A 24620-nucleotide genomic window follows, 5' to 3' on the forward strand; every position below is an offset into this window, starting at 1 on the left:
CGCGGCGTGGCGCTGGAGCATCCCACCGCCGCGCCGCTCTTTCGAGCGCGCCTCCGACGCCGTATGATGACGCGCGGCCCCTCGGTCGCGATGAGGGCGCCGTCATTCAAGCCGGAACACACCCAGCCGTTTCGGCGCGCGTCTCGGCGCTGACGCGGCGCGCGGTCGCGCCAAATCCGGGTCCGTTCACCTACACGGGAACCTGCAGCTATATCGTCGGAAATGGCGATGTGGCGATCATCGACCCCGGCCCTGACGACCCGCGGCATGTCGAGACGCTGCTTGCAAGCATCAGCGGCGAAAGACTGCGTTACGTGCTGGTGACCCATACGCATCGCGATCACTCGCCGGCGGCGCGCGCCTTGAAGGAGGCGACGGGCGCAATCATCGCCGGCTGCGCTCCCTACATGCCCAGCGAGTCGCGACGCCTCGGCGCCCCCAACCTCGACGCAGCCCACGATCCGACCTACGCGCCGGATATCGTGCTGAGAGACGGCGATGCGCTCGAAATCGGCGACGCTTCGCTTGTGGCCCTGGCGACGCCGGGGCATACGGCGAACCATCTTTGCTTCGCGCTCGCGAAGGAGCAGGCGCTCTTCACCGGCGATCATGTGATGGCCTGGGCGACAACAGTGATCGCGCCGCCGGACGGCTCCATGGGCGCCTATATGGCGTCGGTCGAACGGCTGCGCGGGCGCGGTGACCGCATCTACTGGCCGGGGCACGGCGAACCGATGCACGATCCCCAGCGTTTTCTGCGCGCCTTGCTTCATCACCGGCGCGCGCGCGAGGCCGCCATTCTTCAGCGTCTCGAATTGGGGGACGAAACGATCGCTGAAATCGTCGCGCATATTTACGAGGGCGTCGACAAACGTCTCCACCTCGCGGCGGCGATGACCGCCCTCGCCCATCTCGAAGATCTGATCTCGCGCGGCCTCGTCGACTGCACGGGACAGCCGGTCTTGCAGGCGCGTTTCTCGCCGCGCCGAGGCTAGGGCGCTCCCGGCGCCGGCAAAAAGATCACGACGTCGTTCTTGTGCGCCCGCCCCAGTCGCTTGCGCGCCTCCTCCTCGAGGATGTCGGCGTCCACGGTTTCACCCTTGATGAGCGCCAGGCGGCTTTCCCAGTGCATGCGTTGAAGCTTGAGCAGGTTGCGCTCGAAACGCAACTGCTCGAGCTTCTGCTCGTATTCTTCACCAATCTTCAGCCCGCGCTGACCGTTAACGCCGTGCCAGATGAAATAGGCGGCCATGACGCCAGCCACTGTGTAGAGGCTGAGCGGGAGCACGAGCGAATGAATCAGGACTCGGAGCCGATGCATGGCCGCGAGGATAGCTTCGACCCGTTTAAAGCGTCGTTAAGGCTGACTCGATTTGCGGGCCGAGGCCGCCAGGCGGTTTGCAGGCCGCGCCAGCCGCTCGATTTCGGCGCGCACCAGCTGCTCCACGAGCGCAGGCAGATTCGCCTCGAGCCATTGCTGCAGCATCGGCTGCAGCATCTCTTTTGCGCATCTGTCGAGAATGTCGCTCTCGCTGAACGCTACGCCAGCGGCGAGCGCTTGAAATTTCGACGCGACCGTCGCAGCGGGCTCGTCCGAAAGCAACGCCCTATCCCTGACCGGCGCAACATCGCAGATCTCCATGCCCGGCTCCTGGCGCTCAACCACGCGTTCAATCTCCGATGACTCTTCGGCTTCCGTCCGTTCGGGTCCCGTCTCCTGAGGAGCGGCGCCGGCGACATACACCAGCCGAACGTCCCTTGCTTCCTCGATCCCGTCGTGCAGGTCTTCAATGAACGGCGGTTCGTCCTCGCGTCGCTCGAGCACCGGCGCCGGATAGGCGCTGCGCGCCGCGTCGATATCGCGCGCGCGGCGGCGATCATCGCGACGCGCGCCCGGCAGGCTGTCGTCATCGGCGATGATACGACGGATGGAAGCGAGAATTTCCTCCATTGACGGCTCGTTCGCGCGCGCTTCGTCTTGCAACGAATGCGACGGGGCGGATGCGTTCGCTGCGCTCATGGAGTTCTGCCGCTTTGCGCGAAAGGGCCGCGCATGAGGGTGGACCGGATCTCTGACCGCGCTAAACCCGCGAATCAACTCGGTCCGAACGAATTCCACACTTTTCGCGCTATGATGTCACCCGCATTCGCGAAATTCTTATCGACCGTCGGGCGTGTCGAGACCGAACCACAGGTCATGCACCTGATTGAGATGAACGCTCGGATCATAGAGCGCGACCGCGAGGTCGAGTTCTTGCGCCGACAAGCGTCCGATCGACCCCAGCGCCGCATAAGAGGCTACGACGCGATCGCGCTGCGACGTCACGAGGTTGACCCTGGCGTTGAGCAGAGACTGCTGCGCATTCAGCACATCCAGGGTCGTGCGTTGCCCGACCTTGGCCTCTTCGCGCACCCCGGCGAGCGCGGTCTCCGCCGCCTTCACCGCCGCCTGTCCGGAGGTGATTGACGCCTTCGCGGTGTCGAGGAGTCCGTAGCTCGAAACGACGCTTGCGCGGACGCTCTCGCGCTGAACATCGGCATTCAGCCGCGCCTGGCCGAGTTGCTCCTTGGCTTGACGAATTGAGGCATACTCGGAGCCGCCCTGATAGAGCGGGACATTCAACTGCGCTATCGCTGATGCAGTGAACTGCTTCGATCCCGGCAATCCGAGAAAAGAGTCATATTGATTTGACACTTGGCCGTTGACGGAGAGATTCGGCGCCAGCGCGCTTTCCGCGACCTTGACCGCGAGCGCCGCCGCATCCACTTGGTGAAAGGCCGCGGTCACGCCGGGATGCTCCACCAATGCGATGGCGATCGCCTGCTCCAGCGACTTGGGCAATAAGGGCTCAAGGCTGCGCCCCGGCTCAAGGTGTTTTGGCTCAGCGCCGATGATCTGGCGGTAGTTCGCCATGCTGTTCTTGAGCAGCGCCTGCGCGGCATAGAATTCCGAACGCGCCAGCGCGACCGAGGCTTCCGCCTGGGCGACGTCGGTTCGAGTCACTTCGCCGACCTGGAAACGATCGCGGCTCTGCTTGAGCTGTTCCTCAAGCACCGAAATATTGTTTTTGCGCAGCGACACCACCGCCGTGTCGCGCAGCACGTTCATGTAGGCGGTAGCGCCGTTCTGAAGGGTCGCCTGCTCGGTCAGGCGCATCGTCGAGCGCGCCGCGAAGACCCCCGACTCCGCCTGACGCACGGAATTTTCCGTGCGGAAGCCGTCGAAAATCGTCTGCGACATGTTCAGAGTCGCGCCGCGTGGGTAGCCCACGTAGGTGTCCTGAAAATCGCCGCTCGCGCCGGACGCGGCGCCGGACTGTTGGCTGCTGCTGCCGCCAAAGGGAATCTTGATCGCCGCATATTGCGCGCCGTACTGAGCCGTGATGCTGGCCTTCGGCCGAAGCCCCGCCTTGGCTTTCGGCGCGTCTTCGTCGCGCACCCGCACATTGGCGCGGCTCTGGTTGAGATCCGGGTTGCCGTAATAGGCCCGCGCCAGAGCCGACAGAAGGCTCTCCGCGGAGGCCCGGCCCGGCGAAAGAGCCACAGCTGCAAGCGCCAGTGCGGCGGACGCGCAGGACAGGACGTTGGCCGACCGCCGCCACCCGAGGCCAAACCCGTCAATTCTCATCGTTCTCAACCTATCCTCACGCGTCGACGTGCGCGCCACTCTACGGCGGCGACCAGTCTCAACGATGTCACCGAACGCAACGCTAGGAACGCGATTGAGGCGAAATGGCGGCGCTAGAGGTTGAAGGCGGGCGCCTGTTCGAAGCCATCGAGCACCGGCGCCGTCGCCGAGAACAACGGCAGTTCGCCCGCGGAGCGGCCGTCCTGGCGCTCGAAGCGTACGACCTGCTGGCCGGCGCGCGACTCCGGCGTGACGATCGCCAGCAGCCGACCATCGGGCGTCAGCTGTTCGAACAACGCCTCGAGTCCCGCCTGAACGCGGCCTTGAATAATGATGACGTCGTACGGGGCGCCGCCTGCGAAGCCCTTTTCCAAAGGCCCCAGCTCGAACTGCACGTTGTCGCAGCCCAATGCTGCGAGGCCAGCCTTGGCGCAGGCGGCAAGACCGGAATCGCATTCCAGCGCGACGACTTTGTCGGCGAGGCCAGAGACGAGTGCGGACGAATACCCCACGCCGCCAATATCGAGCACTCTATCCGTCGCTCTGACGTCGGCGCTTTGAAGCATCCGCGCCAGCACGAGCGGCGGCAGCAGGTTGCGTTTGCGTCCGCTGGCGCCCTTCACGGAGATCGCCATATCCGAATAGGCGAGCGAGGCGAGCGAGTCCGGCAGGAAAATCTCGCGCGGCGTCTCGAGGAAGCGCTCAAGCAGCGGCACATCGGTCACATCGAACGGACGAAGCTGGCGCTCGACCATGGTGTGGCGCAAAGTCGCTGTCGCCTCGCCCGTCTTCGTCACTTGCGCCACCCTGTCCAACATTCGCTTTCCGGCCTTAGCCGGCCCCTTGGAGGAGATGCTGCGGCGCGGAACCGCGCCGGCGTTTTATAGGCGCCGGCTCACGCCATGTCCATGGCTTGGCGCGCAGCTTCCCCACCGACGAGCAGACGGACGCCGTCGCCGCTCTCGCCCAATCCGCGCATCTGCTCAAGCGACGTCTTGTCGAGCACTTCGGCGATCGCCTCTCGCGCCCGTAGCATGACGAGGCGAACCGCGCATCGCGTCTCGTCCGTGCAGTCGTCGCAACGACGGTAGACGGTTTTGCTTGCGCATTGGATAGGCGCCAGCGGTCCGTCGAGCGCGCGCACAATATTGCCGACGCCTATGTCTGAAGGCGGCCGCGCCAACATATAGCCGCCGCCCTTGCCTTTTTTCGAATGAACGAAGCCAGCGTTGCGCAGCTCGCCCAAAATTGCGTCGAGGAATTTCTTCGGAATTTGATTCGAGGCGGCGATATCCGCGACCAATGCGGTTTCTCCCGGCCGCACCCCCGCCAGATGAACCATGGCCTTGAGGCCGTATTTGGCTTTTTTTGTCAGCATTCCCGTCATGACCTTTAGGGCCCAGGCCCGAACCGGACGCCCTGTTGCGCCGGCATACTACCGCAGTCGACCGGCATGTTCACCTTTTCCCAAAATCTGGCGCGCGGCAGAATTGACAAAGTTGACTAGATTTATAGAGTAAAATTAGCACCGCCGACGAAAGAAAGAAATGCCCGCCTTGTTGGACGCGCTCAGCGCGATCAATCTTCTCTACTCCGCTTCTGGCTTCTTCGTAGGCGCGCTTGTCGGATTCACCGGCGTGGGCGGCGGCTCGCTGATGACGCCGATCCTGATGCTGGTTTTCGGCGTGCCCCCGACGACCGCCGTTGGCACCGACCTGCTTTACGCCGCCGTCACCAAGACGAATGGCACGCTCGTTCACGCCCTGCACGGCACCGTCGACTGGCGCATCACCCGCCGGCTGGCCTATGGCAGCGTGCCTGCGAGCGTCGCGAGTCTTATCGTCCTCTCTTGGCTCGGGAAGTCCGGCGGCCATGCGGCCAATGGGCTCATCACCTCGGCGCTGGGATTCGCGCTGCTGCTGACGGCCTTCTCAATTCTCTTCCGTCGGTGGATTCTCGATCACATCGCGAGACACACGAACGACATGAGCGACCGGCGCTTGCTGTGGCTGACGGCGATACTCGGCGTTCTTCTCGGCGTGCTGGTCTCGATCTCTTCGGTCGGCGCCGGGGCGATCGGCATGACCGTGCTTCTGGCGCTGTATTCGCACACGCCGACGGCGCGTCTTATCGGCTCCGATATCGCCCATGCCGTGCCGCTGACGCTGATTGCCGGCTTCGGGCACTGGCTGATGGGCGGAGTCGACTGGTTGCTGCTTCTTTCGCTCCTCATCGGGTCTCTTCCAGGCATCGCCATTGGCGCCCATTTCGCTACTCGGGTTCCCGACCGCTACCTGCGGCCGGCTCTTGCGAGCGTCATGGCTCTGGTCGGAATCAAACTCTCAATCTAGACCTCATTCTTCTTTCCCTGGGGGCGAAACATGTCGCAGGCAGCACCGAGCTTCACGCCGCCGGCCAAACCTGGCCGAGGCCGAATCTATGATTCCATCACACAGACGATCGGCGATACGCCGCTCGTCCGGCTCGATCGATTCGCGCGGGAGCGCGGCGTAAAGGCGAATCTCCTCGCCAAACTCGAATTCTTCAACCCGATCGCGAGCGTCAAAGACCGAATCGGCGTGAGCATGATCGAATCGCTCGAAAAGAGCGGCACGATAACGCCCGGGAAAACGGTGCTAATCGAACCGACGTCCGGCAACACCGGCATCGCGCTCGCCTTCGTCGCCGCCGCGCGCGGCTATCGACTCATTCTCATCATGCCGGAATCGATGTCGATCGAGCGGCGCAAGATGCTGGCGCTGCTCGGCGCCGAGCTTGTGCTCACACCTGCCTCGCAGGGGATGAAGGGGGCGCTCGCCAAGGCCAGTGAACTCGCCGCTCAAAATCCCGACGCCGTTATTCCCCAACAGTTCGAGAACCCGGCCAACCCCGAGATTCACCGCGTGACGACGGCGGAAGAAATCTGGAACGACACGAATGGGGAGGTCGACTATTTCGTCTCGGGCGTCGGCACTGGCGGCACGATCACGGGCGTCGGCCAGGCGCTCAAGGCGCGCCGGCCCGGCGTGCGCGTCGTGGCCGTGGAGCCCGAAGATTCGGCCGTGCTTTCGGGACGACCGCCCGGTCCGCACAAGATTCAGGGCATCGGCGCGGGCTTCGTGCCGCCCATTCTCGATCGCAGCGTCATCGACGAGATCATCACCATCGGCAATCAGACGGCGTTCGAGACGGCGCGGCTGCTCGCTCGCGTGGAGGGGGTTCCGGTGGGCATCTCGTCGGGCGCCGCCGTCGCCGCCGCCTTGGAGATCGCCGGCCGCCCTGAGGCCGAGGGCAAGAATATCGTTCTGATCATCCCGTCGTTCGCCGAACGCTATCTTTCCACGGCGCTGTTCGAAGGGCTGTAACAGTCACGGCGCTGGCGGGCATTCATAGGCGAAGCCCGCCTTCGCCATGCCGGCCTTGCATGAGTCGGAGAGATAAAGCGCGATCGCATTGGCGCATTCGTCCTCCAACCTGTTCGAGGCGCCGAGCGAGGCGAGCTTTCGCGCAAAAGCAAGATCGAGGACGAAATTCGAGATCATGCGCCGGCGGTCGCGCTCGCGTTTTGCGGGCGGTTCGCCGATGACGATGGAGTTGGAGCGCGGCTCATCGTGACGGCATCGGATATGCGCATTTTCGACCCGCAGCGTTTCGATCGAGGTCGGGGTATCTTCTTCATCTTTCCAGCTGCTATCCGACACCTGGATTGTGACGTTGCGCAGCGTCGCTCCGTCGAGCCGCCCGCCTGTGCGCGAGAGATAGACGCCATGTTCGGCAGCGCCGGCTTTTCCGGAAATCAAGACGTTCGACGTGTCGGAACGAAAAATCGAAAGGGTCCCGGCGAAATCCTCGAATGTCGCGCCGCGCGCCGAAACGCCGGATAGGCGCAAACGTGAACCTTCTTCAAAGTTTACGAGCGTCGCTCGATCGAGAACAGTTTCGCGGAACTCTGGAGGATGTTTCACCCAAGCGAAATCGATTCTCGCATCGGCGAAATTAGCGTCCGAAACACGCCGACCGAGACTCGCGGCTCTAACGAGCGGTTTTTCGTTCAGGCAGGCCTGCGTGGGAATAAGCGCAAATGTCGAGGCGTCGAAGCGCTCGGGAAGACGCGTCGCGCAATCGACCGAGGCGTTTTTCAAATCCGCGCCGGAGAGGTCCGCGCGCGACAGATCGGCGCTGCGCAAGTCGGCGCTGCGGAGATTTGCGCCGCGAAGCGACGTTCCGTCTAACGTCGCCTCCCGCAAATTTGCTTCGGAAAGATTGGCGCCGTCGAGCTTCGTCCCGACCAGCCGCGCGGCGCGCAGGTCGGCATAACGCAAGTCCGCGTCTTCCAACTTGGCGCGGGAGAGATCGGCGCGCGCGAACTCGGCGCGGAAGAGCGACGCCTGCGGCGCCACGAAGCCGCGAAGATCGGCGCCGGCGAAGGAGCATACAACGCAAGTGAACTCTATGGCTTCGACGCCCGACAGATCTGCGGCGTTGAATTCGACCGAATTGAAGAACGCCTCGTTCAATCGGGCGCCGACGAAATTGCCCCCCTCGAATCCGACATTGGCGAAGCGCGCGCCGCTAAAGTCCGAGCCGCGCCCATCGAAATTAGAACGAAAAAGGACCTGGCTCAAAATACTGTTCGATAGGTCGGAGCGGCTGAAATCGTTGTGGCCGTCGAACGAAAAATATCCGGTTCTCCCGCCTTCAGATATCTTCTTATGCGACTGCTCCATCTTTATTTCGAGCAATGTTGTGCGCGCGCGCAGCCTGCGCGACGCCCACGCCTCGCTTTTCGCGGCATACGCTTCCTTGGGCTTTCCAGCCGCCGTAAGGGCTTCCGCCAGACGCAGCTGAGCCAGAGGACGATCGGGCCAGCGGCGCGCGACCTCCCTCGCGAGCGGAAGGGCGAGCGCAGGTTCCTTCCAGTAGAGAAAATGAGCGAGGAGCACGAGCTGCGCGTCGGCGTCGTCCGGCGCGGCGCGTGCTTTCGCCTCCAGAGCTTCACGTTCGGTGGCGAATTTCTCGACCACCGACGCCGACACGCCGTCGAAACAGATGGGCGGGCTATAGAGAACCCCACGCGCACGTTTAAGCAAACTCAAAGGTTCTTTTTGCGCCGTCGCACCAATTTCGGGAATGCTCGTCGCGCAGGTGCTGTCTCCGCCGAATTCGACATCGAGGCGCGCGCCGGTCTTCTCGCCTTTCCAACCCCGCGTGACTCTCACGGTCGCGATTTTATAGGAACGGTCGGACCCCGGCCGCAGCTTCTCGACGACGTAATCAGCGACGACATCCGCATGGCGCAGATTCCCCGCCCAGTCCTTCACGACCGGCGACGGGCAGGAGCAGGCGCGCGCCGAGGGCGCAGCCAGCAACACGAGGAGAAATGCGCAAGCTCTTAAAAAATACGTCATGGCGCCGCCCAAAACGTCCGACGCGCAGGCCAAACGACGATTGAGCGCGTCAGGGTCGGCGTCGACGACAGCTTACAAAGCGAAGCGTCGACGCCGCAAGCCTCCCTCTTTCGCCGAACGCTATCTTTCCACGGCGCTGTTCGAAGGGCTGTGACGGAAACGCGCCGAAAACCGGCGCGCATTCTTCAGGCCTTCGACGATCCGCTTTTGTTGCGCTTTTGCGGCTGCTTGGCCGCCTGCGGCTGCTTCGCCACGGGGCTCGGCGTCGCCTGCGCGATCTTGCGGCGATGCACCGTCGCGCGCGCATAAGCGCCTGCGACATAGCCGACGGCGACAATGACGATGTAGACGATCACCAGGAAGCCGCCGCGCTGATTGGCGGACGCCGCCCGTTCGAGAAGGGCGATGACTTCGGTCTGGTCAATAAATTTGTCGGCGATGATTCCACAGATAATGCCGACGATTGGCACGAGCCAGGACGGCAGCCGAAAATACCCGAGCGCTGCGGCGAGAAGAAACGCCACGAGGCCGAAGACGTGTAAAAACTCGATCAAGATTGACTGCATGATGAGCCCAACAAAGCGGATGAGCTTGATCATTTCTACTCCCCTACGATCATTGATTTTGGAGAAGCTTACACATTTGGCAGGTGCTGCGCGAGCGCTTCGAGCACCGCCATGCGCACCGCAACGCCCATCTCGACCTGTTCGCGAATAAGCGAGCGCGCGCTGTCGGCGACGGCGGTGTCGATTTCCACGCCGCGATTCATCGGCCCGGGATGCATGACCAGCGCATCGGGCGCCGCATAGGCCAGCTTCTCTTCGTCCAGCCCGAAGAAATGGAAATATTCGCGGGCGCTCGGCGTCATCGCGCCACTCATGCGCTCGCGCTGAAGGCGCAGCATCATGACGATGTCAGCGCCGTCAAGGCCGCGCCTCATGTCGTGAAACACCTCGACGCCCAGCCGCGAAAGACTGTCCGGCGCAAGCGTCGAAGGCCCGACGACGCGCACCCGGGCGCCAAGCGCGCCAAGCAGCAGGATGTTTGAGCGGGCGACGCGCGAATGGAGAATGTCGCCGCAAATCGCGATCGTCAGCCCTTCGATACGGCCCTTGTTCCGTCTGATCGTCAGCGCGTCGAGCAGCGCCTGAGTGGGATGTTCATGCGCGCCGTCGCCGGCGTTGACGACGGAACAGTCGACCTTGCGCGCCAGAAGATGCGCCGCGCCTGCATGCGCATGGCGAACCACGATGATATCCGGCCGCATCGCATTCAGCGTCATCGCCGTGTCGATCAGCGTCTCGCCTTTCGACTCCGAGGAGCGCGCGACCGACATGTTCATCACGTCCGCGCCCAGACGCTTGCCGGCGATCTCGAAGGACGCCTGCGTGCGCGTTGACGATTCGTAAAACAGATTGATTTGCGTCCGCCCGCGCAAACTTGAACGCTTCTTGTCGACCCGCCGCGACACTTCGATCGCCTCCTCGGCCATGTCGAGGAGGGTGACGATGTCAGGACGGGTCAATCCTTCAATGCCGAGAAGGTGACGGTGCGGGAAAGAAGCTGGCGTCGCCCCTGATTGCATGCGCCGTCTATAGCAGTTTTGGCCAGCGCCGAAAGCGCCATCCGCGGAAGCGCAGAGCGGTCCCCAGCCGTCCTTCCCTTGACATATACTCGGGCCGAGCACATGTCTTGCGCGACGAAGTTGCGAGATCCTCATCAGCGGCTTAGTCTTGGAAGCTTGAGCGCTCCGAGCGGTATCCGTCTCGGAGATTTTATGGGGGCTACTTATACTCACTTTGAGTATAAGCGTGAGGCGCCAAACAATGACACTCCTGACCAGCGACGTCCGAAGCGCGCCGAGCGCGAGGCGCGAGCCTCCGGCGAACGCCCTTGGCGTTGGCCCACGCGGCCGCTTTCCGGCCCTGCCCCGCCCCGCTCTGGAATGGACGCCGGAGGTCCAGGCCGCGACCGCGCATCTTTACGAACGCGTGGCGCGAGTCATTCCGCCCGTCGAGTGGCCGTTCCACGCCCCTTACGTGAAGGCGATCAACGATCTCAAAGATGTGCGCAACGCCACCATCCTTGCGCATAATTACATGACGCCGGAGATCTACCATTGCGTCGCCGATCATATTGGCGACAGCCTGCAGCTCGCGAAACTTGCCGCGAAATCCGACGCCGACATTATCATTCAGGGCGGCGTGCATTTCATGGCCGAAACCTCGAAGCTGCTCAATCCGAACAAGGTCGTGCTCACTCCGGACATGAAGGCGGGCTGCTCGCTCGCCGAGTCGATCACCGGCGCCGACGTGCGGGCCCTGCGCAAGCAATATCCCGGCGTTCCCATCGTCGCCTATGTGAACACCTCAGCCGATGTGAAGGCCGAGGTTGACATCTGCTGCACCTCGTCGAACGCGGTCAAGGTCGTCGAGAGCCTCGGCGCCGAGCGCGTGATCATGGTTCCCGACCGCTATCTGGCGCAGAACGTCGCCGCGCAGACGAAGGTGGAAATCATCGCCTGGAGCGGCGCTTGCGAGGTGCATGAGCGCTTCACCGCCGAAGAGATCGAGAACTATCGCGCCGATCATCCTGGCGTGCAGGTGCTCGCGCATCCGGAATGTCCGCGCGAGGTGATCGAGGTCTCAGATTTCGCCGGCTCGACGGCGGCGATGATCGATTTTGTGCGCAGCAGGAAGCCGGCCCGCGTGCTGCTCGTCACCGAATGCTCGATGGCCGACAATGTCGCCGCCGAAACGCCGGACGTCGAATTCGTGCGGCCGTGCAACTTCTGCCCGCATATGAAGCGCATCACGCTGCCGAAAATCCTCGACAGCCTGCTTTACGTTCGCGAAGAAGTGACCGTTGACCCCGCAGTGGCCGAGCGCGCGCGCCGCAGCGTGCAACGGATGATTGATCTAGGCTAGACTGCGGGCCGCTTGGCCTGACTTGAACAGGGCGAACAATGCTGGCGCTCGATGCGACGATTGCGGCCATCGACGCCGCCAATGCCGACGATCCGCGCCGCGTCGAGGGCCGAGCCTTTGAGCTGGTGTACGCCGAGCGCATGAGCGCGCGGCTTGCCGCGCTCTACCCCGACGCCTCCGATCTGCTGAAGATTGCGACGCGCGCGCAACATCTGCGGCGCTGGGAGATCGCGCGCGCGACTTATGAGGAAGGCCGTCGCGGCTACAACGATTGGCGGCGCGCCTGCCGCATTCACCACGCCAATCTGGTTGCGGAGATCATGCGGGCGCATGGCTACGACGAAGCGGCCGTCGCGCATGTCGGCGCGTTGATTCGTAAGGAACAGCTCAAGAAAGACCCTGAGTCGCAGGCGCTCGAAAACATCGCTGCGATCGTCTTTCTCGAGCATTACTTCGACGAATTTCTCGAAAAGCATCGGGAGTATGCCGACGACAAGCTCGTCGACATTCTCGGCAAGACATTGTGCAAAATGTCGCCCAAGGGCCATGCGGCGGCGCTCGCCCTGCCCTTGCCGCCGCGCGCGCGCAGCCTGGTCGAAGCGGCGATCGCCCGTGAGGCCGCCGCGCTCGCGCGGCTCGCCGCAGTCGCGGTCGACTAGGCGTCGATGCGCGAGAATTTGCCTCCCATCCTCATCGTCGGCGGCGGGCTCGCAGGCGTGTTCTGCGCGCTGAAACTGGCGCCGACGCCCGTGGCGATCTTCGCGCCGACGCCCGTCGGATACAGCGGCTCGTCCTTTTGGGCGCAGGGCGGCATCGCCGCCGCCGTCGAAGAAGGCGATACGCCGGAAAGCCACGCCGACGACACGGTGGCGGCGGGCGGCGGCCTCGTCGAACGCGACATCGCGCTCGGCATGGCGCAAGAAGCGCGCGCGCGCGTCGAAGACCTCGCGGCGATGGGAACGCCCTTCGATCGGTCGGCGCTCGGCGGCTTTCTCCCATCCCAGGAGGCGGCGCATTCACGTCGGCGCATCGTGCGTGTCCAAGGCGATGTCGCCGGGCGGGCGATCATGGATATTCTGGCCAAGGAAGTCGCCAGAACCCCATCGATCCATATCGTCGAAGGCTATTCCGCGCAGGAGATCGTGGTGCGCGGGGGTCGCGCGGTTGGCGTGCGCGCCCGCGACAACGCCGGCATGATCCACGAGACGCCCTGTGCGGCGCTCATCCTCGCGACGGGCGGAGTTGGCCATCTGTACCGGGTCACAACCAATCCGTTGGAGGCGCGCGGCATCGGCGTCGCCATGGCGGCGCGGGCGGGCGCGCTGATCGCTGACGCGGAGTTTGTTCAATTTCACCCGACGGCGATCGACATTGACGCCGATCCGGCGCCGCTGGCGACCGAGGCTCTGCGCGGCGAGGGCGCGACGATCGTGGATCGGGATGGCCGACGCTTCATGCTCGACATCGATCCCAATGGGGAGCTTGCGCCGCGCGACATTGTCGCCCGCGGCGTTTTCGCCAGCGTCAAGGCAGGAAAGGGCGCGTTTCTCGACGCCCGTTCGGCCATCGGCGCCGAATTCCCGACGCGCTTTCCGACCGTTTACGCAAGTTGCATGAGCGCCGGCATCGATCCTTCGCGCGAACTTATTCCGATCGCGCCGGCGGCGCATTACCATATGGGGGGAGTTTGGACCGACGACCGCGGGCGCACGAAGCTCGATGGCCTCTGGGCGGTCGGCGAAGTCGCTTCGACCGGCGTTCACGGCGCGAACCGGCTCGCCTCCAATTCTCTTCTCGAGGCGATCGTTTTTGGCGCCCGCGTCGCTGCGGACGTGCTCGCGACGCCGCTCTTGCCGGTCGAATGGCGCCCGAAGGCGGAGCGCATCGAGCCCGTGCCGCGCGATCGTGATTTCGCGGTCATCGAAGAACTGCGCGATCTGATGTCGGCGAATGTGGGCGTCATCCGCAACGGCGCCGGGCTCGCGGTCGCGGTAAGGTCGATACGGCGCATGATCTCGCGAACGAGCGATATTGAGGCGCGCAATATGCTGACGACGGGTCTGTTCATCGCGGCGGCCGCGCTCCAACGACGCGAGAGCCGCGGCGCGCATTTCCGCTCCGACTTTCCGCAGCTGGACCCCGCGCTCGCGCGCCGCTCGTTCACGACGCTCGACGCCGTCCTGCGCATCGCCGACGAGGTTGAGTCATGATTCCCGATTTGCCCCCGATGCTGATCGAGGAGGCGGTTCGCGCCGCGCTCGCCGAAGATTTGGGGCGCGCCGGCGACGTCACGACGCAGGCGACGATCCCCCCGAGCGCGCAGGCCCGGGCGGGGATTGTCGCGCGCGATTCGGGGGTCGTCGCCGGACTTCAGGCGGCGCGCGCCGCCTTCGCGCTGATGGACCGAGAGATCATCTTCGAAGCGCAGGCGGCCGATGGCGCCCGCATCGAGCCCGGAACGCTCGCAGCTATCATTTCCGGCCCGGCCCGGCCCATTCTCTCCGCCGAGCGGGTTGCGCTCAATTTTCTTGGCCGGCTGTCCGGCGTCGCCACGCTCACGGCGCGCTACGTCAGCGCCGTCGCCGGCACATCCGCGCGAATCTGCGACACGCGCAAAACGACGCCCTTGTTGCGCGCCTTGGAGAAATACGCCGTGCGATGCGGCGGCGGCGTCAATCACCGCTTCGGCCTCGACGACGCCGTGCTCATCAAGGATAACCACGTCGCCGTCGCTGGCGGCGTCATCCCGGCGCTCAGAGCCGCCAAGCGGAATATCGGCCATCTGGTCAAAATCGAGGTCGAAGTCGATACGCTCGACCAGCTGCGCGAGGTCCTCGACGAGGGGGCGGACGCCGTGCTGCTCGACAATATGACGCTCGACGATCTGCGCAGCGCCGTGGCGCTCGTCGGCGGCCGGATGATCTGTGAAGCCTCGGGCGGCGTCACGCTCGCCAGCGTGACGGAAATCGCGAAAACCGGCGTCGACTTTATTTCAGTTGGCGCGCTGACGCACTCCGCGCCGGTCTTCGATTTCGGCTTAGATATTGAATTCGTTTGAAGTATTCGGCGCCGGGACTAAAGCACCTGGCTGCGGCCGACCGCTTCCTTGTCGAGGCGCGCGCTGCTATAAGCCGTCAACCGTTCCGCGGACTCTCGAGAAACATCCTGAGCCATGCCCTCATTCTTCGCCCGCAAGCTGATCAATCGAGTGCGGCGAAGGCTTTGGAGCTCTCCCCTCTCGTCAATGCCCTCGCCCCTGCGCGCCCAGGCGACTCGCGACAAAAATATTGCCGCCGAAATCGGCGACTATGAGCGCGCCTTCGGCTTCGCCCACAGCGCGGGCTCGATGCCCCTGCGCACCTTACTGCGCATCGAGCGGTTGCTGACCGGATCCGAGATCTTTTCGGCCGAAACGGGCTGCGGAAAATCCACGATCTTTCTTTCGCGCATCGCCGAACGGCACAAGGTTTTCTGCTTTGACGATCGCGGGCAGAAAGCGTCCAGCGTCGACTATTTCATGAACTGTCCCGCGACGCGTCCGGACCGCCTCGACCTTGTCTTTGGGCCAACTCAGCTCACGCTGCCGCGACACGAAGACCATTATCGCTACGACCTCGTCCTGATCGACGGTCCGCACGGCTTTCCGTTCCCCGAGCTCGAATATTATTACTTCTATCCGCACCTGAAGACGGACGGGCTGCTCGTCATCGACGACATTCATATTCCCACCATCAGCCGGCTCGCGGACTTCCTGAGCGAAGATCACATGTTCGAAAAGTTGGAGTTTATCGGCTCGACCGCGATCTTCCGCCGAACCGACGCTCCGGTCTTCGATCCGCTGGGCGACGGCTGGTGGCTGCAGGCCTTCAACCGCCGACGCGCGTCGTTTTTGAAAGACATCTATTTGGAGGACGGCAAGAAACGGGCGCCGATCTCCTTCGAAGGGATCTACTGAGGCGCCGCTTCGGCGCTTAGGTTCCGGTCCGCCTGCGACAGACGACCCAAACGCAGGCCGCGCTTCTCCAGCATCTCCGGCAGTCGCGTCGACAGCAGGAAAGCGAGTTCCTGCTCACGCGTGATCGTCACCGGATCGAGCTTGCACAGCTCTTCGTCGACATGGCCTGGATGGCACATGATGAGATGTCTTCGGCCTGGCGCTCGAAGATAGCTTTGAAAGATTCTCGCATAGTCAAAGCTCGGGTGAAAATCCGAGAATCCCGCGAAGCCGTCGTTGACGCCGAAGCCGCGCTGGCGCACCTCCCGGCGAAAGCCGCTGGCAAGCGAGAGCGCCGAGAGCGCCTTGCGGGCGTTAGCGCCGCGCGCAAGAATGCGATGTAAGCCATCCCCGGCGTCGCGAACCCAGGTCCGGCCGCCGAGCTTTCGCGCCTCCATCGCGTCAAGCAGCGCCGTCCTGATGCCCGGAAGGACGTGAATGTGCTGGTGCCCGTCGACATGGTCCGGCGGGCGGTCCATCACCGCTTCGAACCGGTCGAACTGCCGATCGATCTCGGCGCGGATCTCGTCCATTGGCAACCGCCGGCCGAAAGCCATCTGGACAACTTTGGCAAGCGGGGGGAACTCTCCATTGGGCGCGAACTTCGGCATCGGCGTGAGAGGCCGGCCCAGGGTGAGATTGAAATGCAGGCCGACGTCCGCGTTTCGACTGCGGCGAGACAGCTCTAGCCCCATGGCGGGCCAGCGGGGACCATTCACCAAAGCCGAAACCGCAGTGAGCCTCCCCGCGTCGAGCGCTTCCAAAATGCCGGCGCTAACCCCATAAGACAGGCTGTAATCGTCCGCGCATACCGCAACAATCTGGTTATCAACCATCGCCCGCTCCTCTGCGCCGCCCAGGCGACTTCGCCTATGCTGCGCCTGTTAATCCTATGCTCCGCCTTTAAATATTGGTTTAAACGCCGCCATGAACAGGCCCGATCTATCGCTCGTGATCCCCGTCTTCAACGAAGCGCAAAATCTTCGCTCGCTAGCGGCCAGACTCGCCTCGGCCATTGACGCATGCGACGTCTCCTATGAAGCGATCTTCGTCGACGACGGCTCCAGCGACGAGAGTCTAGAGATATTACGCGACCTCTGCGCCGAGGAGCCGCGCTTTCGCGCCCTGTCGCTTTCCCGCAACTTCGGCAAGGAGGTGGCGATCGTCGCCGGGCTCGACGACACGCGCGGCCGCGCGGTCGTCATCATGGACGCCGACCTCCAGCACCCGCCGGAGGTCATCCCGCAATTCATCGAGAAGTGGCGAGAAGGCTACAAGAACGTCTACGGCGAGCGCATCGACCGAGCGACAGATCCCAAGCTGCGCGCGGCGTTGACGCATGTTTTTTACCGTTTGCTGGAGAATTTTGGCGACGTGCGCCTGCCGCCGGGCGCCGGCGACTTCCGCCTTCTCGACCGGCAGGCGGTCGACGCGCTGCTGACGATGCGCGAGCGCGCGCGCTTCAATAAGGGCCTCTTCGCCTGGATCGGCTTCAAATCGATCGGCGTGCCTTTCGACGTGGAAGGCCGCGCCGGCGGAACGTCAAAATTCAATTTCGTTCAGCTTGCGCGATTTGCGCTCGACGGGCTGATGTCGTTCTCGTCGATTCCGCTCAAGGTGTGGACCTATGTCGGTTTAGCGATCTCCGCCTTCGCGATCGCCATGGCCGGCTACTACTGGGCCCGCACCATGGTTTTTGGCGTGGATGCGCCGGGCTTTCCCACTCTGGTGGTCTCGATCGCCTTCTTCTCCGGCGTTCAGCTGATTTCGCTCGGCGTGCTCGGCGAGTATGTCGCCCGCATCTTCAATGAGGTAAAGGGAAGGCCGCTCTATCTCGTCGCCGAGAAGCTGGGCGAGAACGAAGCAACCAACGGCAAAGCGGGCGAGTAGGGCGTCGACAAACTGAAAGCGGGCGGGCTTTCGCAGATGCGTCACGCGCTGCAACTGCACACAGGGGACGAGGCGTGAATCCATGAGCACCGATGCGGGCCGTTCGCTACTGCGCGGCAGGAACATCATCATCGCCGCGGCCTTGATTGCGCTATTCGGCGCATTCGGCGTCCGCATGTGGCGCTTCGTGGCGCCCCCCGCGCTGCCGACCCTGCTCGAGGGCCTGCCCGAATCGAAAACCGAGGCCGACCAGCGGCTCTTCCAGGCGCGGCTCGCCAAACGCTTTCACCTGGGTTCGACGGAAGTCGAAGATCTCATCGTCGAACTGCGCGACGACGGATTCACGGTCGACGCCGACAATGACGTCGCCACATACGAACGCCGAGCCGACATTTCCGACAAATGCCGACGCAGCGCCAACATCCACTGGTCTCGGGGCGAAGGCGACGAGCTTGCCACGATCACTGGCGGATACTCCCTGCACTGCCCGCAGCACTGATGGGAGCGCAGGCTTGACCAAATCCTGCTAGGACGATTGCGATGATTCGCAATCTGCTCTCAGTCGGCGGCTTCACCCTGCTCTCGCGCGTGACGGGCTTTCTCTCGCTCGCCATGCAGTCGGCGATCATGGGGGCCGGCTCCGTCTCGGACGCCTTCTTCATCGCCCAGCGCCTGCCCAACAGCTTTCGCGCGATCTTTGGCGAAGGCGCGTTCAACGCGGCTTTCGTTCCATCTTATTCGATGGCGATCGAGCAGAAGGGCGACGCGGCGGCCGAGGAGTTCGCCGGCGAAGTCTACACGCTGCTGCTCGCGTCGCAGATCATATTGCTCGCGATCGTTTGGGCGTTGACCCCACAATTCGTCTCGCTGATCGCGCCCGGGCTCGACGACCGTCCGGAAAAATTCGCGCTGGCCGTCAATCTGACGCGCATCACCTTTCCCTATCTGCTCTTCATCACGCTCTTTGTCTTGCACCAAGGCGCGTTGAACGCTCATGGGCGTTTCGCGCTTCCGGCCTTCGCCCCCGTTCTGATGAATCTTACGGTGATGGCGGCGCTCGCCGTCGCCTTCCTTTTTCCAAACGCCGGCTATGCGGCGAGTTGGGGCGTCACCGTCTCGGGCGTTCTGGAGCTTGGGCTGTTGATGTGGCAGGCGCGGCGCATTGGCGTCCTGCAGCGCTTGCGCAGGCCGCATTGGTCGCGCGTGCGCGATTTCTTCATCCGACTGGGGCCGGCGATCATCGGCTCGGCCAGTCCGCAGATCGCCGTGCTCGCCGACACAATTCTCTCATCGATGCTTCCCGACGGCGGCGTGTCGTCGATTTCTTACGCGGAGCGGCTGTACCAGCTTCCCGTCGGCGTCATCGGCATCGCCGCCGGCACTGTGCTGCTGCCGGAGATGAGCCGCCGGCTCGCGGCGGGCGATGAGGCGGGCGCCCTTCACGCGCAGAGCCGAACCATGGCGCTCACCGTCGCGGCCACGGCGCCGTTTTTCATCGCCTTCGACACGATTCCCGAACTGATCGTCGCCGGGCTCTTCCAGCGCGGAAAATTTTCAGCCGCCGACGCCTACGCCGCTGGCGACGTGCTCGCGGCCTATGGCGCCGGTCTCATGGCGCTGGTGCTGATCGCCTCGGCGCGCGCGAGTTTTCAGGCGCGCGGCGACACAAGAACGCCGATGCTCATCGCGCTGGCGGCGCTCGCCGCGAATGTCGCGTTGAAGATCGTGCTGTTTGGACCGCTCGGCGCGGTCGGGCTCGCGACGGCGACGTCCGTCGGATTGTGGATCAACCTCGCCGCGCTCGTCGGACTCGCGCTCGCTCAGGAAGGAATGCGATTCGACGGCATTTTCGTGAAGACGCTCGGCGCGACGTTTGTCGCCTGCGCCTTTCTCGCCGCTGTCGCCATTTTCGGGCGTTCATCCGCCTTGGCTCTTGGCGCGCATTTCGGCGCTCTCGCCAATCTCGTCGCGCTCACCGCGCTCGTCGTCGTCGGCGCGCTCGTCTATGCAGGCGTCCTTCTCGGCGCGCTGCGCGCGAGCGGCGTGACGATCGCAAGCCTCAGACGATAAGGATCAAACGAACTGCGCAATGCCTGGGATCGAATCGACGATCTCGCGCAGCTTTTCCGGCCCGACTTTCTCTTCGGCATAGCCGAAAATCTCATGACCCAGTGTAGGAATCTGGCCCATATCGATGCCGGCGCCGTTCAGCTTGGCGGCAAGGCCCATCAACCCGCCCATGCCCCCCATCAACCCCGCAAGCCCGCCGCCGCCCGCGGATTCGGCGGACTGGATCGCCTCAGGGGCGCCGGGAAGCTGAGCGAGTAATTCCGATACGGCGCCGTCACGCGATTCCTTTTGAAGAAATCCCAAAACAAGACCCACCGCCGTCCTGGCGACCTCTGCGTCAACGCCAAGGGCCGCCGAGACGCGCGCCACCAGTTCATCCATTGCAGGCCTCCCCTTCGCAAACCGAAAGACGCCGGACTGTCGCCGCGACTGGAAGGAAAATCAAGCGCGTTCCGATTGCGCTTATGCGCCCGCCGGATGGCTGACGCGCGCGACGCGCGTCAGCCCGACCGTTACGCCCGTTTGCGTAGATCCGTCGGCGACTCGGTACGCTCACGCAGGGCCGGCAGAATGTTCCTGATCTTCTCGGCGCCCTCGGCGCCAAGGATATTTTCGGCGCGCTTCACGACTTCGCGCACCAAAGCATCGGTCTGAGCTTCGCTGATTCCGAGCTTTTCGAGCTGTCCGGCAAGAATGTTCACATCGGCGCGGCCGTGCCCGATAAAGCTCGTCATGCCTTCGATGACTTGTGTGACGCCGCCGTCGCGAACCGACTGCGCCGCCTCGATGTCTTGCTGCGCGCGCGGCATCTTGGCGATCATGACCTGCATATTGCCGGTCGTGTCCTTATCGCGAAGAAAACCGAGTACAAGGCCGAGGGCCGCTTTGGCGACCGTCGGATCGAGCTTCGTCTCGGAGACGACGCTACTGGTAAGCTCTTCCATGGGACATCCTCCACGCGAACCATTGTGGCTGCGGTAGATGTCGCGGCGACGCTGGCCTTCAAGCGTCGCTATACAGCCGACTAAGCAGCGTCGAGGCCGTAGAGCGAGTGCAGCGTGCGAACGGCGAGTTCGGTATACGCCTCGTCGATCAGCACCGAAAATTTGATCTCCGACGTGGTGATGGCGCGGATATTGACGCCCTTCTGTGACAGGGCGCGAAACGCCTGTGCGGCGACGCCGGCGTGGCTGCGCATGCCGATTCCAATCGCGGAAATCTTGGCGACGTCCTTTTCGCCCGTGATGCTCGCGAAGCCGATCGCGTCCTTGACCTTTTCGATGATTGCAAAGGCGCGCTCGTAATCAGCGGTTCCCACGGTGAAGGTCATGTCGGTCATACCCTCCTCGGAGACGACCTGCACAATCATGTCGACGTTGATTCCCGCCTCGGCCAAGGGCATGAACACCGCCGCCGCGACGCCCGGCTTGTCGGCGACCCCCCGAAGCGTGATCTGCGCTTCGTCGCGCGAGAAGGCGATGCCTGTGACGACCTGGGCTTCCACAATGTCCTCCTCGTTGCAGATCAGCGTCCCCTGCCCCGGATTTGCCGGATCGTCGAAGGACGAGCGCACATAGGTCTGCACGCCGTGCACCATCGCGACCTCGACCGAGCGCACCTGCAGGACCTTCGCGCCGAGCGACGCCATTTCCAGCATCTCTTCAAAGGCGATCTTGTCCATGCGCCGCGCCTTCGGCACGACGCGCGGATCGGTGGTGTAAACGCCGTCAACGTCCGTATAGATGTCGCAGCGGTTGGCCTTGATCGCCGCCGCGATGGCGACGGCGCTTGTATCCGAGCCGCCACGTCCGAGGGTCGTGATCCGCCCGGTTTCACGATGCACGCCCTGAAAGCCCGCGATGACGGCGACTTCGCCGCGGTTAAAGCCTTCGATGATGCCCGAGCCGTCGATCGATTCGATCCGCGCCGCGCCATGCGTGGAATTGGTGTAGATCGGCGCCTGCCAGCCGAGCCAGGAGCGCGCGGGCACCCCCGCCTTCTGCAACGCCATCGCGAGGAGGCCGGCCGTCACCTGCTCTCCCGAGGCGACGACGGCGTCATATTCGCGCTGGTCGCAAAGCGGCGCCGCCTCCTTGCACCAGGCGACCAGCTCATTGGTCTTGCCGGCCATCGCCGAGACCACCACAGCGACCTCACGCCCAGCATCCACCTCGCGCTTCACATGACGCGCGACATTGTGGATGCGTTCGACAGTGGCGACCGAGGTGCCGCCGAATTTCATAACCAGGCGTGACATGAAGACCGAAAATGGGCGAGACGCTCGCGTCCCGCGGGAAGCGGCGCTATATGTGTCCGCGTCGGCGGACCTGTCAACGGCAGCGCTCCGCCAAGGGAATCATGCGCAAGTTCCTCGTCCTTCGAGACGCGCGCTTCGCGCGCTCCTCAGGGATGAGGAGCTTTCGCATAATTCTCCGCATCTTCGCGAGGTTTCTTTTGCCGCATCAGTCCTCTCCTCATTCCGCCAGCGTCGACCCCGACGACGTCGCGCGTTTCAACCGCTTGGCCGAGCTCTGGTGGGACAAGACCGGCAAGATGGGAATTCTCCACGACATCAATCCCATTCGAGTCGCCTATATCCGCGATCACGTGCGCCGGCTCATCCGACATGACGCCAGCGCGCTGAACGCGCCGGGAGATCGACCGCTGGAGGGCGTGCGCATCGCCGATATCGGCTGCGGCGGCGGCATATTGAGCGAGTCGCTGGCTCAGCTCGGCGCTCATGTGACCGGGGTCGACCCTGCGACCAACAACATCGCCATCGCGAAACGGCACGCCGAAACGTCCGGGCTGGACATCGATTATCGCAATATCACCGCCGAAGACCTCGCCGCGGCCAGCGAGCAGTTCGACGCGGTGGCGGCGCTCGAAGTCATCGAGCATGTGGAAGGGCCCCGCGAGTTCGTCGCCATGCTGGGGCGACTGCTGAAGCCCGGCGGGCTGCTCTTTCTGGCGACGATCGACCGGACGACGAAAAGCTATCTGCTGGCCATCGTCGCCGCCGAATATGTGCTCGGCTGGGTGCCGAAAGGCACCCATAACCATGACAAATTCATCCGCCCGGACGAACTCTCGTCATGGGTGCGTCAGGGCGGCATGCGGGAAATCGATCGCGTCGGGATGAGCTTCCAGCCGCTGACCAGAAGCTGGCGAAAAAGCCACGATACGGACGTCAATTATCTGATGGCGGCTCGAAAAGAAGGCTAGGCTCGGGCCGGGCGAGGAGCGAGAACGCGCTGAAGCTCTTGTTCGCGCCCGCCGTCGCCGGTAAAATCTGAGCCTATGCTTAGAGATTCTCGCACGCCGTCCCGTCTTCTCGTCGCTGTCGCCGCCATCGGACTGGCGATCGCCTTCGCTTTCAACGCTGCCGAAGCGAAGCCCAAGCCGGGCGCCGAAGACGCCCCGGCCGAGGACGCAAGCGCCAAAGCCAACAAGCGAAAGCCGGCCAAAAACGACAAAGCCGAGAAGCCGGCCGACAAAGGCTCGGACAAGCCGGAGCAGCTCGGCAGCTATGGGGAATGGGGCGCCTACGCCGCCCAGAGCGGGCGCAGCAGGACCTGCTATGCGCTCGGACAGCCCAAGGAGCGGACGCCGAAAGCGAAGCTCAAGGACGCCTCCGCCTACATTTTTATCTCGACGCGGCCGGCGGAAAATATCCACAACGAGGTCGCGATCAATCTGGGCTATCCGACCAAGGACGGCTCCGCCGCGATCGCCGACATCGACGGCGACAGTTACGAACTGATCACCAAGGGAACGAACGCCTGGGTGAAGGATCAGTCGCGGGAGCGCGAATTCGTCGGCGCGATGCGCGGCGGCGCCAAGCTCATCGTCAAGGCCGCTTCGTCGAAAGGGACAAGCACCACCGACAGCTATTCGCTCAAGGGATTGTCAGACGCGCTCGCCCGCGCCGTGCAGGAGTGCAAGTAGATCCTACCGCGGCCGGACGGCCGTTATCGAACCGTTCTTGACCGACGCCGCGATTGAACGGATCTCGGTCGCCACGCCAGGATATTTCGACGCCAGTTGATCGAGATCGCCGATTTCGACGTCCTGCGGCGTGACGCCCGGCCATTCGGTGCTGGCGCCGAAAAACCAGCGTCCGCCGCCCAAAAGCCGCGCCGTGTGAAAAGTGTCGCCGGGAATAAGCAGCTGAACGCTCTGGCCGGCGCGCAGATCCGGTCCAACCACCACGCGCTCGGTTGAGCCGTCGGCATGCAGCATGAACAGCTCCAGCGGATCACCCAAATAATAGTGATAGAGCTGATCGTTACGGATTCGGTGCAGCCGAACCGGCGCGTGCGGCGTCACCAGAAAGTAGAGCGCTGAACCCACGGGCCCGCTGCGCGCGAAGGGCGGCGGCAAGGCGTTCGCGCCGAAGGACAGCTTGCTCGTATAGGTGATGCGGACAAAGCCGCATGTCGCGTTGGGCTCCAGCGCGAGCAGATCGACAATGTCTTCATAGCTCAGAGCTTCGGACATGGCGGACCTTCAGTTTGAGCCAATGGCGACGGCGGAGAATTCGATAACACGTGGGCAGGCCAAACGGCAGGCCTTCCGACCCATCGGGCGACGCCTGGGTCCACCAAGTATAAATCTCATGATACCAAGTATTTGACCAACAGAAATACTGTCTGTGGTCCTTGTTTCTATGGACCATTTCCGCAGACTACGCCCAGCCATGG

General features: G+C 63.6%; 26 protein-coding genes. 13 read left to right on the plus strand and 13 right to left on the minus strand.

Translation table 11 applies throughout. From position 1 onward, the window contains the following. Nucleotides 1-104 precede the first annotated feature (104 nt). Entirely contained in the window at nucleotides 105-995 is an 891-nt protein-coding gene (locus IYW40_RS06985; RefSeq protein WP_196400147.1) for an MBL fold metallo-hydrolase, read from the plus strand. Here the strand turns inward: IYW40_RS06985 and IYW40_RS06990 are convergent. From IYW40_RS06990 to IYW40_RS07010, 5 genes are all read right to left on the minus strand, one after another. Beyond that, nucleotides 992-1252 (minus strand): septum formation initiator family protein, encoded by a 261-nt coding sequence (locus IYW40_RS06990; RefSeq protein ID WP_246720696.1) that lies wholly within the window; start codon nucleotides 1250-1252, stop codon nucleotides 992-994. The genes IYW40_RS06985 and IYW40_RS06990 overlap by 4 nt on opposite strands. A gap of 105 nt (nucleotides 1253-1357) precedes the next feature. Then, complete coding sequence (locus IYW40_RS06995) at nucleotides 1358-1951, minus strand: DUF2497 domain-containing protein (protein WP_246720697.1); 594 nt, start codon at nucleotides 1949-1951, stop codon at nucleotides 1358-1360. Nucleotides 1952-2158: 207 nt separating this feature from the next. Continuing rightward, entirely contained in the window at nucleotides 2159-3628 is a 1470-nt protein-coding gene (locus tag IYW40_RS07000) for a TolC family outer membrane protein (protein ID WP_196399988.1), read from the minus strand. A 113-nt stretch (nucleotides 3629-3741) separates the two neighbouring features. After that, nucleotides 3742-4446: a protein-L-isoaspartate O-methyltransferase gene (locus IYW40_RS07005; RefSeq protein WP_196399989.1), complete on the minus strand. Its 705-nt coding sequence runs from the start codon at nucleotides 4444-4446 to the stop codon at nucleotides 3742-3744. A gap of 77 nt (nucleotides 4447-4523) precedes the next feature. Beyond that, nucleotides 4524-5006 (minus strand): Rrf2 family transcriptional regulator, encoded by a 483-nt coding sequence (locus IYW40_RS07010; RefSeq protein WP_123176196.1) that lies wholly within the window; start codon nucleotides 5004-5006, stop codon nucleotides 4524-4526. A gap of 169 nt (nucleotides 5007-5175) precedes the next feature. On the opposite strand from IYW40_RS07010, the gene IYW40_RS07015 reads away from it, so the two are divergent. Beyond that, nucleotides 5176-5979, plus strand: a complete 804-nt coding sequence (locus IYW40_RS07015; RefSeq protein ID WP_196399990.1) for a sulfite exporter TauE/SafE family protein — start codon at nucleotides 5176-5178, stop codon at nucleotides 5977-5979. A gap of 30 nt (nucleotides 5980-6009) precedes the next feature. Then, nucleotides 6010-6993 (plus strand): cysteine synthase A, encoded by a 984-nt coding sequence (gene cysK, locus IYW40_RS07020; RefSeq protein WP_196399991.1) that lies wholly within the window; start codon nucleotides 6010-6012, stop codon nucleotides 6991-6993. 3 nt (nucleotides 6994-6996) lie between these two features. Here cysK and IYW40_RS07025 read toward each other — a convergent pair whose 3' ends face one another. From IYW40_RS07025 to IYW40_RS07035, 3 genes are all read right to left on the minus strand, one after another. Continuing rightward, a complete protein-coding gene (locus tag IYW40_RS07025) occupies nucleotides 6997-9036 on the minus strand; it encodes a pentapeptide repeat-containing protein (RefSeq protein WP_196399992.1) in 2040 nt (679 codons plus the stop codon). A gap of 185 nt (nucleotides 9037-9221) precedes the next feature. Then, nucleotides 9222-9635 (minus strand): hypothetical protein, encoded by a 414-nt coding sequence (locus IYW40_RS07030; protein ID WP_196399993.1) that lies wholly within the window; start codon nucleotides 9633-9635, stop codon nucleotides 9222-9224. Nucleotides 9636-9670: 35 nt separating this feature from the next. After that, nucleotides 9671-10621 carry an aspartate carbamoyltransferase catalytic subunit gene (locus tag IYW40_RS07035; RefSeq protein ID WP_175095487.1) on the minus strand — a complete coding sequence of 317 codons (951 nt, stop codon included), beginning with the start codon at nucleotides 10619-10621 and terminating at the stop codon, nucleotides 9671-9673. 241 nt (nucleotides 10622-10862) lie between these two features. Here IYW40_RS07035 and nadA point away from each other — a divergent pair, with 241 nt between their 5' ends. The 5 genes from nadA to IYW40_RS07060 all read left to right on the plus strand — a co-directional run bounded on the left by nadA (nucleotide 10863) and on the right by IYW40_RS07060 (nucleotide 15918). Continuing rightward, entirely contained in the window at nucleotides 10863-11963 is a 1101-nt protein-coding gene (nadA, locus tag IYW40_RS07040; protein WP_196399994.1) for a quinolinate synthase NadA, read from the plus strand. A gap of 38 nt (nucleotides 11964-12001) precedes the next feature. Next, nucleotides 12002-12622, plus strand: coding sequence for a DUF4202 domain-containing protein (locus IYW40_RS07045; RefSeq protein WP_196399995.1), 621 nt, complete (start codon nucleotides 12002-12004; stop codon nucleotides 12620-12622). A 6-nt stretch (nucleotides 12623-12628) separates the two neighbouring features. Then, complete coding sequence (locus IYW40_RS07050) at nucleotides 12629-14173, plus strand: L-aspartate oxidase (RefSeq protein WP_196399996.1); 1545 nt, start codon at nucleotides 12629-12631, stop codon at nucleotides 14171-14173. Next, nucleotides 14170-15021 carry a carboxylating nicotinate-nucleotide diphosphorylase gene (gene nadC, locus IYW40_RS07055; protein ID WP_196399997.1) on the plus strand — a complete coding sequence of 284 codons (852 nt, stop codon included), beginning with the start codon at nucleotides 14170-14172 and terminating at the stop codon, nucleotides 15019-15021. The genes IYW40_RS07050 and nadC overlap by 4 nt, the downstream gene beginning before the upstream one ends. Nucleotides 15022-15207: 186 nt before the next feature. Beyond that, entirely contained in the window at nucleotides 15208-15918 is a 711-nt protein-coding gene (locus IYW40_RS07060; RefSeq protein ID WP_246720698.1) for a class I SAM-dependent methyltransferase, read from the plus strand. Here IYW40_RS07060 and IYW40_RS07065 read toward each other — a convergent pair. Continuing rightward, the gene (locus tag IYW40_RS07065; RefSeq protein WP_196399999.1) at nucleotides 15912-16793 is read right to left on the minus strand and encodes a ChbG/HpnK family deacetylase; all 882 of its coding nucleotides are present in this window, start codon (nucleotides 16791-16793) and stop codon (nucleotides 15912-15914) included. The two genes, IYW40_RS07060 and IYW40_RS07065, sit on opposite strands and share 7 nt — an antisense overlap. Before the next feature lie 91 nt (nucleotides 16794-16884). On the opposite strand from IYW40_RS07065, the gene IYW40_RS07070 reads away from it, so the two are divergent. The 3 genes from IYW40_RS07070 (at nucleotide 16885) to murJ (ending at nucleotide 19917) form a co-directional block, all read left to right on the plus strand. Further along, nucleotides 16885-17847: a glycosyltransferase family 2 protein gene (locus IYW40_RS07070; protein ID WP_196400000.1), complete on the plus strand. Its 963-nt coding sequence runs from the start codon at nucleotides 16885-16887 to the stop codon at nucleotides 17845-17847. 82 nt (nucleotides 17848-17929) lie between these two features. Continuing rightward, nucleotides 17930-18346: a hypothetical protein gene (locus IYW40_RS07075; protein WP_196400001.1), complete on the plus strand. Its 417-nt coding sequence runs from the start codon at nucleotides 17930-17932 to the stop codon at nucleotides 18344-18346. 41 nt (nucleotides 18347-18387) lie between these two features. Beyond that, complete coding sequence (murJ, locus tag IYW40_RS07080; RefSeq protein WP_196400002.1) at nucleotides 18388-19917, plus strand: murein biosynthesis integral membrane protein MurJ; 1530 nt, start codon at nucleotides 18388-18390, stop codon at nucleotides 19915-19917. Between the two features lie 3 nt (nucleotides 19918-19920). On the opposite strand, the gene IYW40_RS07085 is transcribed toward murJ, so the two are convergent. From IYW40_RS07085 to IYW40_RS07095, 3 genes are all read right to left on the minus strand, one after another. Next, nucleotides 19921-20298, minus strand: coding sequence for a DUF2267 domain-containing protein (locus IYW40_RS07085; protein WP_196400003.1), 378 nt, complete (start codon nucleotides 20296-20298; stop codon nucleotides 19921-19923). 131 nt (nucleotides 20299-20429) lie between these two features. Further along, nucleotides 20430-20861, minus strand: a complete 432-nt coding sequence (locus IYW40_RS07090) for a hypothetical protein (RefSeq protein ID WP_196400004.1) — start codon at nucleotides 20859-20861, stop codon at nucleotides 20430-20432. A gap of 80 nt (nucleotides 20862-20941) precedes the next feature. Then, nucleotides 20942-22174 carry an aspartate kinase gene (locus tag IYW40_RS07095; RefSeq protein ID WP_196400005.1) on the minus strand — a complete coding sequence of 411 codons (1233 nt, stop codon included), beginning with the start codon at nucleotides 22172-22174 and terminating at the stop codon, nucleotides 20942-20944. Nucleotides 22175-22371: 197 nt separating this feature from the next. On the opposite strand from IYW40_RS07095, the gene ubiG reads away from it, so the two are divergent. Next, on the plus strand, nucleotides 22372-23142 hold the full coding sequence (ubiG, locus tag IYW40_RS07100) for a bifunctional 2-polyprenyl-6-hydroxyphenol methylase/3-demethylubiquinol 3-O-methyltransferase UbiG (protein ID WP_196400006.1): 771 nt from the start codon (nucleotides 22372-22374) through the stop codon (nucleotides 23140-23142). Between the two features lie 75 nt (nucleotides 23143-23217). After that, nucleotides 23218-23865, plus strand: a complete 648-nt coding sequence (locus IYW40_RS07105) for an invasion associated locus B family protein (RefSeq protein ID WP_196400007.1) — start codon at nucleotides 23218-23220, stop codon at nucleotides 23863-23865. Between the two features lie 3 nt (nucleotides 23866-23868). Here the strand turns inward: IYW40_RS07105 and IYW40_RS07110 are convergent, their stop codons facing one another. Then, a complete protein-coding gene (locus tag IYW40_RS07110; protein WP_196400008.1) occupies nucleotides 23869-24417 on the minus strand; it encodes a cupin domain-containing protein in 549 nt (182 codons plus the stop codon). Nucleotides 24418-24620: the final 203 nt, after the last annotated feature.

This window comes from Methylocystis sp. H4A, from assembly GCF_015709545.1.
Taxonomy (GTDB): domain Bacteria; phylum Pseudomonadota; class Alphaproteobacteria; order Rhizobiales; family Beijerinckiaceae; genus Methylocystis; species Methylocystis silviterrae.

Bases quoted from the DNA above. Each gene is read 5' to 3' on its own strand.
- IYW40_RS06990 (WP_246720696.1), bottom strand. From the start codon at position 1,252: ATGGCCGCCTATTTCATCTGGCACGGCGTTAACGGTCAGCGCGGGCTG.
- IYW40_RS06995 (WP_246720697.1), bottom strand. From the start codon at position 1,951: ATGGAGGAAATTCTCGCTTCCATCCGTCGTATCATCGCCGATGACGAC.
- IYW40_RS07000 (WP_196399988.1), bottom strand. From the start codon at position 3,628: ATGAGAATTGACGGGTTTGGCCTCGGGTGGCGGCGGTCGGCCAACGTC.
- IYW40_RS07005 (WP_196399989.1), bottom strand. From the start codon at position 4,446: ATGTTGGACAGGGTGGCGCAAGTGACGAAGACGGGCGAGGCGACAGCG.
- IYW40_RS07010 (WP_123176196.1), bottom strand. From the start codon at position 5,006: ATGCTGACAAAAAAAGCCAAATACGGCCTCAAGGCCATGGTTCATCTG.
- IYW40_RS07015 (WP_196399990.1), top strand. From the start codon at position 5,176: ATGCCCGCCTTGTTGGACGCGCTCAGCGCGATCAATCTTCTCTACTCC.
- cysK (WP_196399991.1), top strand. From the start codon at position 6,010: ATGTCGCAGGCAGCACCGAGCTTCACGCCGCCGGCCAAACCTGGCCGA.
- IYW40_RS07025 (WP_196399992.1), bottom strand. From the start codon at position 9,036: ATGACGTATTTTTTAAGAGCTTGCGCATTTCTCCTCGTGTTGCTGGCT.
- IYW40_RS07030 (WP_196399993.1), bottom strand. From the start codon at position 9,635: ATGATCAAGCTCATCCGCTTTGTTGGGCTCATCATGCAGTCAATCTTG.
- IYW40_RS07035 (WP_175095487.1), bottom strand. From the start codon at position 10,621: ATGCAATCAGGGGCGACGCCAGCTTCTTTCCCGCACCGTCACCTTCTC.
- nadA (WP_196399994.1), top strand. From the start codon at position 10,863: ATGACACTCCTGACCAGCGACGTCCGAAGCGCGCCGAGCGCGAGGCGC.
- IYW40_RS07045 (WP_196399995.1), top strand. From the start codon at position 12,002: ATGCTGGCGCTCGATGCGACGATTGCGGCCATCGACGCCGCCAATGCC.
- IYW40_RS07050 (WP_196399996.1), top strand. From the start codon at position 12,629: ATGCGCGAGAATTTGCCTCCCATCCTCATCGTCGGCGGCGGGCTCGCA.
- nadC (WP_196399997.1), top strand. From the start codon at position 14,170: ATGATTCCCGATTTGCCCCCGATGCTGATCGAGGAGGCGGTTCGCGCC.
- IYW40_RS07060 (WP_246720698.1), top strand. From the start codon at position 15,208: ATGCCCTCGCCCCTGCGCGCCCAGGCGACTCGCGACAAAAATATTGCC.
- IYW40_RS07065 (WP_196399999.1), bottom strand. From the start codon at position 16,793: ATGGTTGATAACCAGATTGTTGCGGTATGCGCGGACGATTACAGCCTG.
- IYW40_RS07070 (WP_196400000.1), top strand. From the start codon at position 16,885: ATGAACAGGCCCGATCTATCGCTCGTGATCCCCGTCTTCAACGAAGCG.
- IYW40_RS07075 (WP_196400001.1), top strand. From the start codon at position 17,930: ATGAGCACCGATGCGGGCCGTTCGCTACTGCGCGGCAGGAACATCATC.
- murJ (WP_196400002.1), top strand. From the start codon at position 18,388: ATGATTCGCAATCTGCTCTCAGTCGGCGGCTTCACCCTGCTCTCGCGC.
- IYW40_RS07085 (WP_196400003.1), bottom strand. From the start codon at position 20,298: ATGGATGAACTGGTGGCGCGCGTCTCGGCGGCCCTTGGCGTTGACGCA.
- IYW40_RS07090 (WP_196400004.1), bottom strand. From the start codon at position 20,861: ATGGAAGAGCTTACCAGTAGCGTCGTCTCCGAGACGAAGCTCGATCCG.
- IYW40_RS07095 (WP_196400005.1), bottom strand. From the start codon at position 22,174: ATGTCACGCCTGGTTATGAAATTCGGCGGCACCTCGGTCGCCACTGTC.
- IYW40_RS07105 (WP_196400007.1), top strand. From the start codon at position 23,218: ATGCTTAGAGATTCTCGCACGCCGTCCCGTCTTCTCGTCGCTGTCGCC.
- IYW40_RS07110 (WP_196400008.1), bottom strand. From the start codon at position 24,417: ATGTCCGAAGCTCTGAGCTATGAAGACATTGTCGATCTGCTCGCGCTG.